This is a genomic window from Mangrovimonas futianensis (assembly GCF_021245805.1).
GTDB classification, from domain to species: domain Bacteria; phylum Bacteroidota; class Bacteroidia; order Flavobacteriales; family Flavobacteriaceae; genus Mangrovimonas; species Mangrovimonas futianensis.
Window position 1 is genome coordinate 444342 of the sequence record NZ_JAJJNF010000002.1, and the last position, 17954, is coordinate 462295.

The window sequence follows — 17954 nt, forward strand, 5'->3', positions numbered from 1 at the left end:
GTTATGGTTTTATTTTTTCAATTTCTTCATTCAATTTCCCTTGCATTTTATCAGCAAATTGAACAAGGGATTTGGGAGCTTTAAATCGATATCCTACAAATATTTGGAAATAAGGAATGTTGTCCTTTATTCGGCTTGTTCTATCTGCGGCATGATTCAAAATTAAGTAGCTGTAATGGGCTCCTAAATAGAGGTTGTCTATGTCGTAAGTTGCAGACCCTCTAAAGTTTAATTCGGTCAATAGCGTTACCAAAGGGTCTTCTCCTTCCGATTTGGACCTGTTTAAGCCAATACCTGCTGAAGCTCCGGCCGACAGTAATAAATTTTTGGTAGGTACAAAGTTGTAATAGTAAGATGGCGCAAAGGCGATATCAAAAGAATAGTAACTGGAGTCAATGTAGGAACCATCTGTTCCCGATTCTCCTTCTAAATTAAACTTGGTGTAATAATAAACTATTCTGGGGATAAAACTCCCTGTACTTTTTAATTGCTTTTCATCTTGTGAGGTAATGGCCCTAAATGAAAAGTTCTCATTCCAAATATAGGATGTTGCACCTCCAATTTTAAAGTTGTTGGTATTTGGAAGATATACAGATATGGCGTCATCATTGTTTAATTTTAAATAAAAGCCCTTTTCATTAAAAATATCGAAGGTTTGCATAAAGTGCTTTCCAAAAAAATTCCTTAGGCTAAAATTAAAAAGTCTGGAATGTTCATTGTCTTCATTTTCGGCAAGAAAGTCGGGAGCGAAGGAATAAGAAGCTGAGAGGCCTCTAAAAGAAACCGAAGCACCTATTCGGTTTTGCTTATTGGGTTCGAGATTGAAAAACAGATCAGAAAACCGGTCTTTTAAAATCAAAGAATTTGAGGTGTTAACATAAAAGGCTCTTGCCGTAATTCTGTTGGGGTAGGAAACCTTGTATTCAGATTCTTCCTTATAAACGATCTCTTCTTCGGTTTCTTGAGAAAAGGTGATAATAGGTAAAATGGCTAATGAAAGAGATAGTGCTAGTTTTTTTAAACCCATGATTTCGGTTGTTTTAATATGTTGATTAGTTTTTCTTCTTCTGTTCCTGGTTTTGGTTGGTGGTCATAGACCCATTGCACGTGTGGAGGCAAACTCATCAAAATACTCTCAATCCTTCCATTGGTTTTTAAACCAAATAAAGTGCCTTTATCATGTACCAAATTAAACTCAACATAACGTCCTCTTCTTATTTCTTGCCACTTACGTTGTTGCTCTGTGTAAGTTAAGTCTTTTCTTTTTAATAAAATAGGCACATAGGCTTCTAAAAAACTATCCCCTACCTCGGTTATAAAATCAAACCATGCATCCATTCCAAAATCCTCCTGGGCTTTGCAATAATCAAAGAATAATCCACCAATACCTCTAGCCTCATTTCTGTGGGTATTCCAGAAGTAATCATCACATTTTTCTTTATATTTTTGATAGAATTCTGGATGATGTCTATCGCAGGCCCATTTGCAGGTTTTATGAAAATGAATAGCGTCTTCTTCAAATAGATAATAAGGAGTTAGATCTTGTCCGCCTCCGAACCATTGATCAACAACCTCACCTTTCTTATTGTACATCTCAAAATAGCGCCAATTGGCGTGTACGGTTGGCACCATTGGATTTTTTGGATGTAGTACCAAACTTAATCCACAGGCGAAAAAATCAGCATCCTTAACACCAAAATAGGCTTGCATGGATTCGGGTAATGCTCCATGAACTGCAGAAATGTTGACGCCTCCTTTTTCAAATACGTTCCCGTTTTGGATGACACGAGTGCGTCCGCCACCACCTTCTGGTCGTTCCCATAAATCCTCTTGAAAACGAGCTTTACCATCAAGCTCCTCTAATTTTGAAGTAATAATGTCTTGTAAGTCCTGAATGTATTGGTAAAATCTATCTTTCATGAGCTAATTCATATAATTCCATATCTAATGTTGATTTTCCAGAAACATACTCGTTTTCCAAGGTTTCAGACCAAGAAAAACCAGCCCGTTTAGCAACATTGATACTGCTTATATTTGTTTTGTGAATTAAAATTTGAAGCCTATTTAAACCTAAATTTAAAAAGGCATATTCCTTGAGAGATTCCATGCTTTGACTCATCCAACCTTTACCTGAGTATTTTCTGCCTAAGCAATAGGCAAATTCTCCCTGCTTTTTGACCCAATCAATATTTTTCAAAATGACCAATCCAGCTACTTTATGGGTGTCTTTGTCTTTGATTGCAAAAGTGAATTCTACTTTATTCTCAAATTCAGTAAGCTTTTTTTGTATGTAGTCTTTTGAGGCACTTTCTGATAAGTTGGCTGCTAAGGTCTTGGGAAGGTATTCCTGAAACCTTTTTCCATTACGAATCATTAAGCTACTTAAGCTCAATGCGTCTTCAGGCTTAAGCGTGTCAATATAAAATGTCTCAAAAACTGATATCATAAGCTATACGGTATATTCTTTTACCGCATCAACAAAGGCTTTAGCATGATCCAATGGAATGTTAGGTAAAATACCGTGTCCTAAATTTACGATATATCTGTCTTTCCCAAACTCATTAATCATTTGGTGGACCATCCTTTTTATTTCTGCAGGTGGTGAAAGTAACCTAGCTGGATCAAAGTTTCCTTGAAGTGTGATTTTACCCCCTGTTAGATAACGTGCGTTTTGCGCAGAACAAGTCCAGTCAATTCCCAATGCAGAGGCATTACTTTTTGACATTTCATGCAATGCAAACCAACAGCCTTTTCCAAAAGCAATAACTGGCGCATCATCTTTTAAAGCCTCAATGATTTGGTTGATATAAGGCCATGAAAATTCCTGATAGTCTACAGGAGATAACATGCCCCCCCAAGAATCAAATACTTGTACAGCGTTGACTCCTGCTTTTACTTTCTCCTTTAAATAGGTAATAGTAGTATCTGTAATTTTTTGAAGTAACTGATGTGCTGCTATTGGATTTGTAAAACAAAATTCTTTAGCCTTATCAAAAGTTTTGCTGCCTTGACCTTGCACACAATAACATAGAATGGTCCAAGGGGAACCTGCAAAACCTATTAAAGGAATCTCCTCATTCAATAATTCTTTAGTGGCCTTAATAGCTTTAAAAACATAGTCTAGCGTTTCATTTACGTCTGGAACTATGACCTGATCTACATCCTTTTGACTTCTGATTGGATTGGGCAAGTAAGGGCCAAAATTAGGTTTCATTTGGACCTCAATATTCATGGCTTGCGGTATAACAAGAATGTCACTGAAAAGAATAGCAGCATCCATTCCATATCTTCTGATAGGTTGAACGGTTATTTCGCTGGCCAATTCAGGAGTTTGACATCTAGTGAAAAAATCATATTTTTCCCTAATCGCCATGAATTCTGGTAAATATCTGCCGGCTTGTCTCATCATCCAAACCGGTGGCCTTTCTACAGTTTCTCCTTTAAGTGCTCTTAAGAATAAATCGTTTTTAATCATTTTTGTTTTGAGTATTTAACTACCTGTTGCAATACATGTTCTATGGTTGGTTTACTGGCAGTATGAATGTTGTTTGTAAAAGTTTTGGCAGCTTGAGCGGTAGTGTTTCCAATACAAAAAACAGCCTGATCCTTTAATTTATTTTGATTTGTAAAGCTTTCGATACCACTTGGACTAAAGAACAAGATAGCATCAAATGCCTCATTTACTTTTTGAAAATTTAAAGACGTTTTATAGACTTCAACTTCATTAATCTTAATGTTTTGAGCCTTTAAGATACTTGGTAACTCATCCCGTCTTAAGTTGTTGCAAAAGTACCAAAACTGCTCATTATTTAGGTTTTTTGAGATAAAATGAGCCAAATCTGAAGCATTTTGCTTCATTTTGTTCACATTTTGGCCATTTTCTTCTAAAAAGGATTTGGTTTTTTCCCCAACACAATAACAGTTTCTGATTAGAATTTTTTTATCAATAACCGCTTTGGCGGCATTTTGACTGGTTATGATGGCATTATCTGCAATAATATCTTCATCAAAAGGTGAAAAATCTATTTGAATGGAAGAGTATTCAATTAATTTGATAGAGGCATCTTTCAGAATCTGTTTTTGATCCTGAGTCAATATTTTGGTTGAAAGTACTTTCATGACAGCTCCTTCTTGATGCTTTGCATCAAATTATAACCTCCATTTTCTAAAACTTCCAGAGCACAGGCTTTTCCAAAGCCCGTGTAATTATCCAGAGCTATGGTTCTTTCTATGCTTATTTTGTCCTTCCCATCAAGAGATAAAAGCACGCCTTTAAAATCAATTTGGTCATGGTTTATCTTGGCAATAGCGCCAATGGGTGCCGTACACCCGCCTTCCAAGACTTTAAGGAACTCTCTTTCAATACCTACACAAATTTGGGTTTCTTGATGATTGAGTTTGGAAACGGCTTCAATGGAAAACTCATCTGAATCCATACAAACAACCAACATGGCTCCTTGTGCTGGTGCTGGAATCATCCAATCCAGGGAAATATGGTTTTCAGGTAAGATTTCAATACGCTCAAGGCCCGCTTTTGCAAAAATTGCTCCATCCCAATCAGATTCTTCAAGTTTTTGAAGTCGCGTGATCACGTTACCTCTCAAGCCAGTTACTTCGTGGTTAGGGTATTTATGAAGCCATTGAGCTTTTCTCCTTAAGCTTCCCGTAGCTATTGTGCCTTTAGATTCCAGAAAATCCAACTGCTTATAAACTAAGATGTCTTCTATGTTAGCACGTTTTAATACGGCCCCTTCAATAATGCCATTTGGAAGTCTGGTTGGAACATCTTTCATGGAGTGCACTGAAATATCGACATCACCTTGAATCATGGCAATATCCAATGTTTTTGTAAAAACTCCGGTAATCCCCAATTCATAAAGAGGTTTATCCAATATGAGGTCACCCTGGGATTTCACAGGGACCAATTCGGTGCGGTATCCTAATTGTTGAAGGTTATTTTGAACGGTTTCAGCTTGCCAAAGCGCTAATTTGCTATCGCGAGTGCCGATTCTAATTATTTTAGACATGCCCTGTATCTTCTAATTGAAATACTTTTTTAATCCAGTCGAGGCTTTCGTCGGTAGACATAGCGTCTTCCTTTAGATAATGAGCAAAGTGATTGGTTATTTTTTGTATAATATTATTGCCGATAATTTCTGCCTGCTCTTCGTTGAAATTTACAAATTTTTTCCTTTGGTTTTCCAATTCAGCAGCTTTAAAATCATTGAGTTTCAATTTTAAAGCTTTAATAGTAGGAGCAAATTTTCTAGTGTTGAGCCATAGATTGAAATCAGCTTTAATCTCCTCAATGATGGTCTCGGCTACGGGGATATGACTTTTACGTTTCTCAAGCGTCTCATCTGTAATTTTGGCTAAATCATCTAAATGCACCAACGTCACGTGATCCAATTCGGTGACATCCACGTTGACGTTTTTTGGAATGGATAAATCTAAAATTAATAGAGGCTTTTTGATTTGAAGGATGCTTTTATCAACTGTCGGATTTTGAGCACCAGTAGCAACTACCAAAATATCTGCACTTTGAATTTCTTCTTGCAGTTGGTTGATGTCTTTTACCAATAGATTAAACTTGCCGGCAATTTCTTCGGCCTTTGTTTTTGTTCTATTGATTAAAGTAATGTGTTCATTTTTGGTATGCTTTACCAAATTTTCACAGGTGTTTCTGCCTATTTTCCCTGTTCCGTAGAGTAAAATGTTTTTGGCGCTCACTTCAGGAACATTGTTCATGATGTATTGAACGGATGCAAAAGATACCGACGTGGCTCCTGAAGATAAGTCTGTTTCGGTTTTAATGCGCTTACTAGCCTGAATAATGGCGTTGACCAAACGTTCTAAAAAGGCATTCAGCATGCCCAATTTTTTAGATCGTTTAGCGCTTATTTTTAACTGACTGATGATCTCAAAATCACCAAGGATTTGACTGTCTAGTCCCGAACCCATTCTGAACATATGGGAAACGGCATCGTTGTTTTTATATATGTAGGCAACTTCTTGAAAGGTTTCAATAGAGCCTTTAGTATTATCACAAAGTAATTTTATGAGCTGGTAGGGATGTTCAGCAAACCCAAACAATTCGGTTCGGTTACAAGTGGAAACGGCTATGAGGCTGTCAAGGCCATTCTCTTTGGCTTGTTCTAAAACTAATTGTTTCCCAGTTTCGTCCAAACTGAAAAGACCTCTAGTTTCGGCATCGGCTTTTTTGTAACTTAAACCAATGGCATAAAATGATGTGGTTTTCGAAATGTTGTTGTATTCCATACCTGACTTGGAAATTCAATGGACAAAAATAGAAGGCTGGTCAAAAAAAAAATAACGCTTAAGGAACTTTTATTGTCGCTATTGGTTTTTTAGTGTCGATTTGGACATAAAGCAGTGAAAAGTTATACTTTTGTGGACCGTATAGGGTATTACAGAATATCTGTTTAGAATAATTCTAAATAAAAGAAAATGGAAGCTAATTTAAATACAGAAAAAAATACCGCTAAAGGGTCGTTCACTGAGGTGGAAGTAGATTCTGATTTTTTAGTGCTCACTTATCAAAATGACACTGCAGAAAAACAAATCGTTGAACGTGAGATTGATAGTAGTTTTATCCAGTTTCATTTTTGTGTTAAAGGTGAATGTCAATTTATGTTTAATCAAGGAAGATATGCCCTAAATATTCCAGATGAAAAGTCCTTGTTGCTTTACAACCCAGAAAGGGATTTACCAATACATTTAGAATTGAATCCAAGTTCGTGGCTTATATCCTTAATTATTTCTATTAAGAAGTTTCACGGTTTGTTCTCGCAAGAAGCAGATTATATTACCTTTTTAAGTGCGGATAATCGTGATAAAAAGTACTACAAAGATGGTATTATTACTCCGTCCATGGCCATTGTTTTAAATCAACTTATCAATTACAATCTAAATAGTAATATAAAGCATCTCTATTTTAAAGGTAAGGCCTATGAACTTTTAAGTTTGTATTTTCACCGCAGCGAAGATGCCAATATTGAACAATGCCCATTTCTAGTAGATGAAACCAATGTGCAAAAGCTGAGAATGGCCAAAGATATTATGATTACAAGGATGGCTGAGCCACCAACTTTACAAGAGTTATCTGAAGAAATTGGGTTGAGTTTGAAAAAATTGAAAGAAGGCTTTAAAGAAATATATGGTGATTCTGTTTTTAGCTTTTTGTTTGATTACAAGATGGAATATGCTAGAAAACTATTAGAATCCGGAGAGCATAATGTCAATGAAGTAGGTTTAAAAGTTGGATATAGTACAGCCAGCCACTTTATTTCGGCATTTAAGAAGAAATATGGTACAACACCTAAAAAATATATTCAATCCATTGTTTAGTGTAATTTTCAGAATGGGTTTCCTGTTTCTGATGTTTGGACTGCTTTTATCGTGTAGTAAAAATGATCGTGTTTTAGTCTTTTCTAAGACGGTTGGTTTCAGGCATGAGTCAATAGAAACCGGTGCACAGGCCATTAAGCAGTTAGGGAAAGAAAATAAATTTGAGGTGGTACATACCGAAGATTCAAAAATATTCTCCCCAGACACATTAAAAGATTTCAATTTGGTCATTTTTTTAAATACAACTGGAGATGTACTCAATTCCGAACAAGAAATTAGTTTAAAGAATTTCATAAACAAGGGTGGCGCTTTTATGGGAATACATTCTGCGGCAGATACTGAATATGATTGGCCTTGGTACGGTGATTTGGTTGGGGCTTATTTTTTAAATCACCCAGAACAATCAGAAGCCAAAATTAGAGTTGTTGAGCCTAGTCATCAGGCTTGCCAACATCTTTCAAAAGAGTGGGTTAGATTTGATGAATGGTATAATTATAAGCGAATAAAAAACGATATACAGGTTATCATGGAATTGGATGAATCATCCTATATTGGTGGAGAAAATGGAACCCACCATCCCATTGCTTGGTATCAAGAATTTGATGGTGGCAGGTCATTTTACACAGGATGTGGCCATACCAAGGAATCTTATCTAGAAAAAGAGTTTTTAGGCCATTTACTTGGTGGTATTCAATATTGTTTAAAAAAATAGAATAGAATATAGATGAAAAAAGGCGTATTGTTGGTCAATTTAGGCTCTCCAGATAGCCCGAATCCAAGGGATGTAAAGACCTATTTGGATGAATTTTTAATGGATGAACGTGTTATTGATGTGCCATACCTATTGCGTAGCTTTATTGTTCGTGGGATTGTTTTAAACACACGACCCAAAGCTTCAGCAGCGGCTTACCAAAAAATATGGTGGGAAGAAGGTTCTCCGCTTATTGTAATTTCCGAAAGATTACAGGAAAAGATTCAAAAGCAAATCGATTTTCCCGTGGCATTGGCTATGAGATATGGAAGCATGACAATCAAAAAAGGTCTTCAGGAGTTGGTTGATCAAGGTGTAGACGAAGTATTGATGATTCCTCTATATCCTCAGTTTGCCATGGCAACTACAGAAACCATTCTTGTTAAAGCTGAAGAGGTTAGAAAGGCATTTTTTCCGAATTTAAGAATAACGGATTTACCAGCCTTTTATAATGATTCTGATTATATTGATGTGCTTTCAAACAGTATTGCTAGACATCTGCAAGGTCAATCTTATGATCACGTTTTGTTTTCTTACCATGGCGTCCCTGAGCGACACATTAAAAAGAGTGATATTACCAAATCACATTGTAAAATTGATGGTAGCTGTTGTGCGACTGCTTCAAAAGCGCACCAATTCTGCTACAGACATCAATGTTTTGAAGTAACAAGACTTGTGGCTGAAAAACTCAATTTGAAGGAAGACGCCTTTTCCACATCATTCCAATCTCGATTAGGATTTGATCCATGGTTACAACCCTATACCGATAGAACGATTGAAAGGTTAGGAAAAAATGGTGTAAAAAACTTAGCTATTGTAACGCCTGCGTTTGTTAGTGATTGTTTAGAAACCTTAGAAGAAATAGCCATGGAAGGTCAGGAAATTTTCCATGAAGTAGGAGGTAAGAATTACACAACAGTGCCTTGTTTGAATGATGACCAAGAATGGGTAAATTTGTTGAGCAAATGGATAAACCATTGGGGCCAATCTGTAACATCTTAAATTTATGTCCAAAGTAACATCAGATGATTTAGGCACGCAGCCAATAAGTAAATTATTGGTGAAGCAAGCGGTTCCAGCTTCCATAGGTATCTTGGTGATGTCCCTGAATATCTTGGTGGATACCATTTTTGTTGGAAATTGGATTGGTTCTATTGCCATTGCGGCTATCAACGTTGTGTTACCAGTTTCCTTTTTTATTGCCGCACTAGGGATGAGTATTGGTGTAGGGGGATCTTCCATAATATCTCGGGCTTTGGGTGCAAAAAATAAAGAGAAGGCCCTCCAGACCTTCGGTAATCAATTGTCGTTAACCATAACTTTTACAGTCATTTTGGCTGTTTTGGGGCTTTATTTTGTAGACACAATGATTCCAGCTTTTGGAGGAAAAGGCGATATTTTTGGTCCAGCAAAGATTTATTATATCATAGTGTTGTATGGGGTACCCTTTTTAGCACTTTGTATGATGGGGAATACGGTTATTAGAGCCGAGGGCAAGCCTAAATTTGCCATGTACGCCATGTTGATACCATCTATTGGAAATTTAATCTTGGATTACGTTTTCATCAATTTGATGGATTGGGGAATGGCGGGTGCTGCTTGGGCAACTACAGGATCATATTTGTTGTGTTTCCTCTTTATTGTTTGGTATTTCAAGTCCAAACATTCTGAATTGAAATTGAGTTTCCATCATTTGTTTCTTAAAAAAGATATTGTTAAAGAAATAGGGTCGCTGGGTTTTGTTACCCTTGCTCGACAAGCGGTTGTGAGTATTACCTATCTGTTTATGAATAATATTCTTTTCAATTTAGGCGGGGAGTTATCTGTAACGGCTTATGCCATTGTCGGAAGAATGCTCATGTTTGCCTTGTTTCCTGTTTTTGGTATTACGCAGGGATTCTTGCCAATAGCGGGATATAATTATGGCGCTTCTGAATATGCTCGAGTTCGCGAATCGATTAATACAGCAATTAAATATGCCATTATCTTGGCCAGTATCATTTTTGTGTTGCTGATGGTTTTTCCAGATTACATCACCAGGCTGTTTACTGATGATGAGGAAGTTCTAAAAGAAACACCTTCTGCTATGCGTTGGGTGTTTGCGGCAACTCCTATTATTGCCATCCAGCTAATAGGTGCTGCCTACTTTCAGGCCATAGGTAAAGCCATTCCGGCACTTTTATTAACCTTGACTAGGCAAGGATTCTTCTTTATTCCACTTATTCTTATTTTACCTATTTTCTTAGGGGAAAGAGGTGTATGGATGTCCTTTCCTATTTCTGATGTTTTATCAACCATTGTTACGGCCTATTTTTTGAATAAGGAGGTGAGAAAACATTTAATTGGTCAACCTATTCAATCAAATTAACTGTGGAATATTATAACTACATAAAATCATTACACCTCATTTTTGTGATTACTTGGTTTGCTGGTCTTTTTTATATTCCTAGACTGTTTGTCTATCAAATTGAGGCTTTTCATAAACCATCTCCCGAAAAGGAAATTTTGGGGGATCAATTAAGATTGATGGCCAAAAGGCTATGGAATATTATTACTTGGCCATCTGCTATTTTAGCAACTATTTTTGCGGTTTGGCTATTAATTTTACAACCATTTTGGTTACAGCAACCTTGGATGCATGTGAAGTTGCTTTTTGTGGTGCTATTGATAATTTATCATCTAAAAACCCATCAGTTTTTCAAGCAGCTACAGAGAGGAGAGGTAAAAAAAACTTCCAATTTTATGCGACTTTGGAACGAAGGGGCCACCTTCATTCTATTTGCTGTAGTCTTTTTGGTTATTTTGAAAAGTGCCATCAATTGGGTGTTTGGTCTCGTTGGTTTAATAGTTCTTGGAATATTAATCATGCTTGGATTTAGGGTTTACAAGAATATAAGAAGTAAAAATCCAAACGCTTAAATTTGGTGTGATAATTGTTACCTTTAGGTCAATTCAATAGATTTCTTTAAATGCAGCTTAGAAGATTTTCGTTTCGTTACCGCATCTTTATAGCCATGATTTTTTTGGTGCTTTTAGCCTCCATTGTCATTGCGGTGGTAACAGTTTATCAATATAACGAAGAAGCTCAGGACTATCATAAGGACAGACTAGAAAGTAAGGAAGCAAATATTAAAGAACACATTGATTATGTGATCAATGAGACAACTTACGAAGTCAAAACTGAGAAAATACCTAATATTTTCAGGTATAATGATAAGATTTATGAAATTGCGGCCATTCATAGGCTAACGATTAATTTATATGATCTGGAAGGAGGTTTTTTGATTTCTTCAAAAGCCAGCATGCCCAACGATTCCATTCCAAAATGTCTCGATGCTGAGATTTTAAACCAATTAGCCAATACAGCTGAACATCGATATGTCATTAAAAGTATGGAAGACGGTCAGATAAAGCAGGCTTCTTTTTCCTATATCACAGATCGTAAGTTTAAACCTCTAGCCATTTTGCATATCCCCTATCTGGGAGATGATAACTTTCTAAACAAAGAGTTGGAAGATTTCTTGATTAAGTTGGGAATTGCCTATTTGTTTATGCTATTCATTGCTGTAGGTTTGGCTTACTTGTTGTCCAAATACATCACAAAATCCTTGAAAACCATTAGTGATAAAATCAAGGAAACAAGGCTTGAAAAGCGAAACAAAAAGATCAACATTGAGTCACCAAGTGAGGAAATAGAATTATTGGTGTCTTCTTATAACAGCATGATTGACGAACTGGAGGATAGTGCGGTTAAGTTGGCCACAAGTGAGCGGGAACAAGCCTGGAGGGAAATGGCCAAACAAGTTGCTCATGAGATTAAAAACCCATTGACACCTATGCGGCTGAGCGTGCAGAGTTTTCAAAGGAAATTTGATCCTCAAGATCCAGAAATCTTCAATAAGGTCAATGAGTATTCAAAAACCTTGATTCAGCAAATTGATACTATGAGTTCTATTGCTGAGGCATTTTCAAATTTTGCCAAGATGCCTGCACAAAAAAGTGAAACTCTGAATGTTGTAGAAATTACCAAATTGGCTTTGGATATTTTTAGTGAGGACTTTATCCATTTCAACTCAGATAAAGAACAAATCACTGCCAAGTTTGATAGAACACAGCTTATAAGGGTCATTACCAATTTGGTTAAAAACGGTATCCAAGCGATTCCTGAAGATCAAGAGCCCAAAAATATTGTGGTTCATGTTTTTGAAGAAGCATCAAACGTGGTTATTTCTGTGGCCGATAATGGGCAAGGAATTTCAGAAGAAAACAAAGAAAAAATCTTTGAACCTAAATTTACTACCAAAACGAGTGGGATGGGACTTGGCCTGGCTATGGTTAAAAACATCGTGGAAACTTACCATGGAAGTATTACCTTTACATCTATTAAAGATAAAGGGACTACTTTTAGGGTATCCTTTCCAAAAGAATAAATTATGTCTTACAACAATATTATTGCCGATTTTGATAACGGAATTACTACCATTACCATTAATCGTCCGAAAAAACTAAACGCATTAAATAAAGAAACCATTGCCGAACTTCACGAAGCTTTCAAGGAGGCAGATCAAGATAGTGATGTTAAAGTCATTATCATTACAGGTAGTGGTGAAAAGGCTTTTGTGGCGGGAGCCGATATTAGTGAGTTTGCCCATTTTGATGTCAACGAGGGAAAGCTTTTAGCGGCTAAAGGGCAAGAGTTATTGTTTGACTTCGTAGCTCATTTGTCAACACCTGTGATAGCTGCTGTTAATGGTTTTGCCTTAGGTGGTGGATTGGAATTAGCTATGTCATGCCATATTAGAGTTGCTAGTGACAACGCCCGAATGGGATTGCCTGAAACTTCTTTGGGTGTGATTCCTGGTTACGGTGGAACCCAAAGACTACCACAATTGATTGGAAAAGGTAGGGCGATGGAGCTTATTATGACCGCTGGTATGATAGACGCCAATACGGCACTGGGATATGGTTTGGTAAACCACGTGTCTAGCCAAGAGGATTTATTGCCTTTAGCTCAAAAAATAGCGGGAAAAATCATGAAAAATTCTTCCGTAGCTATTGCTTCAGCAATTAAGGCTATCAATGGCAATTATGAAGATGGTGTTAATGGTTTTGAACTCGAAATCAATGAATTTGGAAACTGTTTTGGGACAGAAGATTTCGCTGAAGGAACCACAGCATTTTTAGAAAAGCGTCCTGCTGATTTTCCTGGAAAATAGGAAGGCAGAGTCCATTGTGGATAACTTCAAAATACTTTAACATTATTGGAGCCTAATAATTGATAGCTTTAAAAAGATTTCCTGAGCAAATTTCTTTTTAAACCAGTTTTATGGATTCCAAAACTGCCATCAAAGGGCGTGGTGCCCAAATGAATGTCGCCAATCGGTTTTTTGAACTGAATCATGAAGTTCGGGCAGATTTTTTGGAGTATTGTGCTAAGGAAGGCGAAGAGGCTGATAAAAACAAGACGCTTTTTTTAGAAGTTTTTCCAAAAACCATAGTCAATAAAGTGGATAGTCCCGATGTAGGGATGTCATATTCTATGAATATCTATCAAGGTTGTGAACACGGCTGTGTTTATTGCTATGCAAGAAATTCTCATGAATACTGGGGTTATGATGCGGCCCTTGATTTTGAAAGGCGGATTATGGTTAAAAAGAACGCGCCTAAACTTTTGGAATCTTTTTTATCAAAAAAATCATGGAAGGCTTATCCCATTGTCATGTCTGGGAACACAGATTGTTATCAACCGGCCGAAAAACAATTTGAATTGACCCGACAGTGTTTGGAAGTTTTTTTAAAATTGAGGCATCCTGTAGGAATTATAACTAAAAACAGTTTGATTTTAAGGGACTTGGATTTATTGAAAGAGCTAAACAAGGACCAGCTGATTCAAGTCAATATGTCCATTACCTCGTTGTCTGAGGAAACCAGACGCATTTTAGAACCTAGAACGACAACTATTCAAAAGCGATTGGATACGGTTCGAATACTTAGCGATGCAGGTATTCCCGTGAATGTGATGATAGCTCCTGTCATCCCATCTATAAATAGTCATGAAATTTTACCCTTGGCAAAAAAGATTTCAGAGTATGGAGCACAATCAATTGGACATACAGTGGTTAGGTTGAATGGTGCTATTGGTGAAATTTTCACAGATTGGATCAAAAAGACTATGCCAGATCGCGCCGAAAAGGTTTTGCATCAAATTGAAAGCTGTCATGGAGGGACTTTGAATGAAAGTAGATATGGTGTCAGAATGAAGGGAGAAGGAAAAATTGCAGAGCAAATTGGAATAGCCATGGGTTTGGCCAAAAGAAAATATTTCCAGGATAGAGCTTTGACGCCTTTAAACACGTCTTTGCATGAGGTTTATAAAAATGGTCAGTTAAGGCTGTTTTAAAATAAAAAAACCCCGATCCTTCGGGGTTTTTACTCAAAATCAATAAGCGTTTCACACACTAATTTAAATTCAAAAACAGACTTATAAACTAAATTTTTCGATGTATTCGTGTCCTTCTGAATACATAACTAATTTGTAGTTTCCTTTTTCATTTTTAGAAAGTTTCAAAATTCTCTCCAAGATAATGTCGTTTGATAGTTTTTCAGAATATACCAATTCATTGCTCTTGCCATTCCCGTCATAGAAAAGCTCAATTTTAAGTGGGTGCTTTTTAAGGGATAACTGAGAAATAAACACTTTTTCTTCTTCAATTCTAACTATTGGTTTATGGAATTGGCTTTCTTCTTTGTCGTGGAATGTTACCTCTTGAAAAGTAACAGTAAATGGTTTGGTCTTTATTTCAATGTCTTTTTCCAATTCAAAATAGTACTCTCCTGAAGGAAGTAAAGAAAGATCAAATTTTTTCTCGTAAGTACCCGACAAAAGAATTTTCTCAAGATAGATAACTTCATTGTCGTTATCTTTTAAGGTTAATGTTGCACCTTTTTTAACATCTTTAAAGGTCACATAGGTTTCTTTTACGGCTCTTTTTTTAGCCAATGGCGGAAAATCATTTCCGAAGCTTAAGAAGGTAGTAAATACGGCTACCAATATTAAGCTGTTTTTAAGTACTTTTTTCATAACAGTGAGATTTATGGGTTTCACATGGGGCAAATTTAGAGGCTAAATGAGCAGATAAAAACAACAGTTTTTTCAAATTTATATGCTAAATTAACATCAATAAATAAACGAAAACGTTGTAGGGTTAAAATAGTATAGATAGTTGTTAAAAAACCATATTTTTGCAGTTCGAGTAAATTTTAATTTTGCAGCGAAAAGAGTTCTGAAATGAAAATAAAGGCTACATACGAAAAGGTTACAACAGGTTTTGGTAACTCTATTTTGGTAAGGCATCATACCGAAGCCATTAATGATGTGATTAAAAAGAGTAATGGAAAATGGCATTTTCACCCAGAGATAGAATTGGTTTATGTCAATAAAGGGAAAGGGAAGCGTCATATTGGAAATCACCTGTCTTATTTTAACAATAGTCAGTTAATGCTTTTAGGTTCCAATTTACCGCACTATGGGTTTACAGATCGTTTGACTAGTAATGGTTCCGAAACCATTATTCAATTCAAACCTGATTTTTTGGGGGACTTGTTTTTTGATAAACCCGAAATGACCAATATCAAACAGTTATTGGAACGAGCAAAGCAGGGTATTTTATTTAAACCTGAAACAAAAAAGGAAGTGGGGCCTAAGATACAAAGTCTAGTTACCTATGAAGGTTTTGAAAGAATCATCAAGCTATTGGAAATACTCAATGAACTGGGGCTTTCCAAAGATTACACACTTTTGAACGTCGATGGGTTTGCTTTTGAGACAGAACCTAAGGACAATGAAAAGCTAAATATCATTTTCAAATTCATCAACAACAACTTCAAAAGAGCCATCTCCTTAGAGGAAATTGCAGATAAGGTGAGTATGACTGAACCAGCATTTTGTAGGTATTTGAAAAAGGCAACAGGGAAAACCTTTACGAGACTGGTCAATGAATATCGCGTAGTGCACGCAACCAAGTTACTAAACGAAAGTCAGCTGAGTATTACAGATGTTTGTTTTGAAAGTGGTTTTAATAACTTCTCACACTTCAATAAACTGTTTAAGGAAATTACAGGAAAGAGCGCCTCCAAATATCGCGCAGAAATTAAACACATTATTCAGTACTAAACCGTACCATTCCATTCGGAATAAAATTGATTGAGGTAATCAACCATAAAATCATGTCGTTTTTGAGCCAGTTTTTTTCCTGTTTCCGTATTCATGCGGTCTTTGAGAAGTAAAAGCTTTTCATAGAAATGGTTAATAGTTGGAGCTTCAGATTTTTTATAAGCTTCCTTGGTCATATTGAGTTGAGGTTTTACCTCAGGATCATAAATTTTCCTGTTTTTAAACCCACCATAATTAAAGGTTCTGGCAATTCCTATGGCTCCGATAGCATCCAGGCGGTCAGCATCCTGAACAACTTCCAATTCAGCTGAATGAAAATTGGGTTGAAAATTTCCGCCTTTAAACGAAATGTTCTTGATAATTTGAACAATATGATCAATATAGGTTTGATCTAAATGTAAGGTCCTGAGAAAGTTTTCAGCTTTTTCAGGACCTATAGATTCATTGCCATCGTGAAATTTACTGTCGGCAATGTCATGAAGTAATGCAGACAAGGCAACAATTAAATGATTGACATTTTCGGTTTTGGCTATCAAGAGGCTGTTTTTATATACACGCTCGATGTGAAACCAATCGTGGCCACCTTCGGCATGTTGTAATTCCTTCTTTACAAACGCTTCAGTTTTTTTTATAAGCTCTTGTTCCAAAAAGAAAGAGATGTTTAGCTTTTTAATGCAGCTGGTTCAACCCATTTAAACTGATAAGGTTCATTTGGGATTTTCATGCGTTCAGCCAATCGGGTTAATCTAGTTGGTAGGTTCATAAGATAGTCCCTAGCTTTTTCAGCTTCATCGTTGAGGTTTCCAATTTTATCAATTTCCCAGCGTACAAGGAGTTTTTCCAAAATGTCAACGTAATCTTTAGAGGTGTAAACACCCAAGCGTTGTGCTGTATTTGAAAATTCTTCAAAAGCTTGACCAATGCTTTGCCCAGTTTCTCTTAAGAAATGAGCTGGCATGGTAATTTTTAACTTCATCATGTGGTGGAAAGCCAACATCATGTTGCTAGGATCCACCTTAAAAATACGTTCCACAAATTCACAATAGGCATTGTGGTGTCTCATTTCGTCTCCTGAGATGATTTTACACATTCTAGACAGCTTAATATTGCCTTTTTTCTTGGCAATTTGAGCGACTCGATTATGTGAAATATAGGTAGCCAATTCTTGAAAACTGGTATAAAGGAAATTTTTATAAGGATCTCGATCGGTTCCAATATCAAATCCGTCAGCAATTAGGTATTGCGTTGTTTTTTCAACTTCCTTCATGTTGACTCTTCCTGAGAGATATAAATATTTGTTCAACACATCACCATGGCGGTTTTCTTCAGCGGTCCAATGGCGCACCCATTTAGACCACGAATTTCTGCCCACTTGGTCTACACCTTCTACATCCATCAACCAGGATTCATAGGTAGGCAAAGCCTCTTCTGTGATCATATCTCCAACAAGTACCACCCAAAAGTCATAGGGTAATTCTTTTGAGAGTTCTCTAATTTCTTCCACTTCGTTCAAGAAGGAGTCTTTTTCTGAGTTTGGCAGAAAATCGGTAGGTTGCCAAATGCTATCTATGGGGATAAGATATTTTTCGATGAGTGAATCCACGTCTTTTTCCAAGAACTGCATCACTTCCAGTCTTACATTTTTTAAAGACATAATTATGA

Annotated in this window: 19 protein-coding genes; 9 read left to right on the plus strand and 10 right to left on the minus strand. The window is 36.5% G+C overall.

Annotated features, from left to right (window positions below):
- Position 1: 1 nt before the first annotated feature.
- Genes LOK78_RS04805 through hemA form a run of 7 tightly spaced genes read right to left on the minus strand, consistent with a single transcriptional unit; the run spans position 2 to position 6279 of the window.
- Entirely contained in the window at positions 2-1027 is a 1026-nt protein-coding gene (locus tag LOK78_RS04805) for a DUF4421 domain-containing protein (protein ID WP_166956625.1), read from the minus strand.
- Positions 1018-1920, minus strand: coding sequence for an oxygen-dependent coproporphyrinogen oxidase (hemF, locus tag LOK78_RS04810; protein ID WP_232634011.1), 903 nt, complete (start codon positions 1918-1920; stop codon positions 1018-1020). Before hemF ends, LOK78_RS04805 begins: the two co-directional genes overlap by 10 nt.
- Positions 1910-2446 carry a GNAT family N-acetyltransferase gene (locus LOK78_RS04815; protein WP_166956621.1) on the minus strand — a complete coding sequence of 179 codons (537 nt, stop codon included), beginning with the start codon at positions 2444-2446 and terminating at the stop codon, positions 1910-1912. The genes hemF and LOK78_RS04815 overlap by 11 nt, the downstream gene beginning before the upstream one ends.
- A 3-nt stretch (positions 2447-2449) precedes the next feature.
- Positions 2450-3475, minus strand: a complete 1026-nt coding sequence (hemE, locus tag LOK78_RS04820) for a uroporphyrinogen decarboxylase (RefSeq protein WP_232634013.1) — start codon at positions 3473-3475, stop codon at positions 2450-2452.
- Entirely contained in the window at positions 3472-4119 is a 648-nt protein-coding gene (locus LOK78_RS04825) for a uroporphyrinogen-III synthase (RefSeq protein ID WP_232634021.1), read from the minus strand. Before LOK78_RS04825 ends, hemE begins: the two co-directional genes overlap by 4 nt.
- Positions 4116-5027 carry a hydroxymethylbilane synthase gene (gene hemC / locus LOK78_RS04830; RefSeq protein ID WP_232634022.1) on the minus strand — a complete coding sequence of 304 codons (912 nt, stop codon included), beginning with the start codon at positions 5025-5027 and terminating at the stop codon, positions 4116-4118. Before hemC ends, LOK78_RS04825 begins: the two co-directional genes overlap by 4 nt.
- The gene (gene hemA, locus LOK78_RS04835) at positions 5020-6279 is read right to left on the minus strand and encodes a glutamyl-tRNA reductase (RefSeq protein WP_053970689.1); all 1260 of its coding nucleotides are present in this window, start codon (positions 6277-6279) and stop codon (positions 5020-5022) included. Before hemA ends, hemC begins: the two co-directional genes overlap by 8 nt.
- 189 nt (positions 6280-6468) lie before the next feature.
- Here hemA and LOK78_RS04840 point away from each other — a divergent pair, with 189 nt between their 5' ends.
- The 8 genes from LOK78_RS04840 to LOK78_RS04875 all read left to right on the plus strand — a co-directional run bounded on the left by LOK78_RS04840 (position 6469) and on the right by LOK78_RS04875 (position 14519).
- Entirely contained in the window at positions 6469-7368 is a 900-nt protein-coding gene (locus LOK78_RS04840) for a helix-turn-helix transcriptional regulator (protein WP_053970688.1), read from the plus strand.
- Between the two features lie 13 nt (positions 7369-7381).
- On the plus strand, positions 7382-8080 hold the full coding sequence (locus LOK78_RS04845) for a ThuA domain-containing protein (protein WP_232634024.1): 699 nt from the start codon (positions 7382-7384) through the stop codon (positions 8078-8080).
- Between the two features lie 12 nt (positions 8081-8092).
- Complete coding sequence (gene hemH, locus LOK78_RS04850; RefSeq protein ID WP_232634025.1) at positions 8093-9121, plus strand: ferrochelatase; 1029 nt, start codon at positions 8093-8095, stop codon at positions 9119-9121.
- Between the two features lie 4 nt (positions 9122-9125).
- Positions 9126-10487, plus strand: coding sequence for an MATE family efflux transporter (locus LOK78_RS04855; protein WP_232393574.1), 1362 nt, complete (start codon positions 9126-9128; stop codon positions 10485-10487).
- A gap of 2 nt (positions 10488-10489) precedes the next feature.
- Positions 10490-11038, plus strand: coding sequence for a HemJ family protein (locus LOK78_RS04860; protein WP_166956606.1), 549 nt, complete (start codon positions 10490-10492; stop codon positions 11036-11038).
- A 50-nt stretch (positions 11039-11088) separates the two neighbouring features.
- The gene (locus LOK78_RS04865; protein WP_166956604.1) at positions 11089-12549 is read left to right on the plus strand and encodes a sensor histidine kinase; all 1461 of its coding nucleotides are present in this window, start codon (positions 11089-11091) and stop codon (positions 12547-12549) included.
- Positions 12550-12552: 3 nt separating this feature from the next.
- The gene (locus LOK78_RS04870; protein ID WP_232634027.1) at positions 12553-13335 is read left to right on the plus strand and encodes an enoyl-CoA hydratase/isomerase family protein; all 783 of its coding nucleotides are present in this window, start codon (positions 12553-12555) and stop codon (positions 13333-13335) included.
- Between the two features lie 110 nt (positions 13336-13445).
- Positions 13446-14519 carry a PA0069 family radical SAM protein gene (locus LOK78_RS04875; protein ID WP_232634029.1) on the plus strand — a complete coding sequence of 358 codons (1074 nt, stop codon included), beginning with the start codon at positions 13446-13448 and terminating at the stop codon, positions 14517-14519.
- Positions 14520-14600: 81 nt separating this feature from the next.
- On the opposite strand, the gene LOK78_RS04880 is transcribed toward LOK78_RS04875, so the two are convergent.
- A complete protein-coding gene (locus LOK78_RS04880) occupies positions 14601-15200 on the minus strand; it encodes a hypothetical protein (protein ID WP_166956596.1) in 600 nt (199 codons plus the stop codon).
- Between the two features lie 207 nt (positions 15201-15407).
- Between LOK78_RS04880 and LOK78_RS04885 the strand changes: the two genes are divergently transcribed.
- Complete coding sequence (locus LOK78_RS04885; RefSeq protein WP_166956594.1) at positions 15408-16292, plus strand: AraC family transcriptional regulator; 885 nt, start codon at positions 15408-15410, stop codon at positions 16290-16292.
- Here LOK78_RS04885 and LOK78_RS04890 read toward each other — a convergent pair.
- Positions 16289-16939, minus strand: a complete 651-nt coding sequence (locus LOK78_RS04890) for an HD domain-containing protein (RefSeq protein WP_232634031.1) — start codon at positions 16937-16939, stop codon at positions 16289-16291. The genes LOK78_RS04885 and LOK78_RS04890 overlap by 4 nt on opposite strands.
- Positions 16940-16953: 14 nt before the next feature.
- On the minus strand, positions 16954-17946 hold the full coding sequence (locus LOK78_RS04895) for an acyl-ACP desaturase (protein ID WP_232634032.1): 993 nt from the start codon (positions 17944-17946) through the stop codon (positions 16954-16956).
- Between the last annotated feature and the right edge of the window lie 8 nt (positions 17947-17954).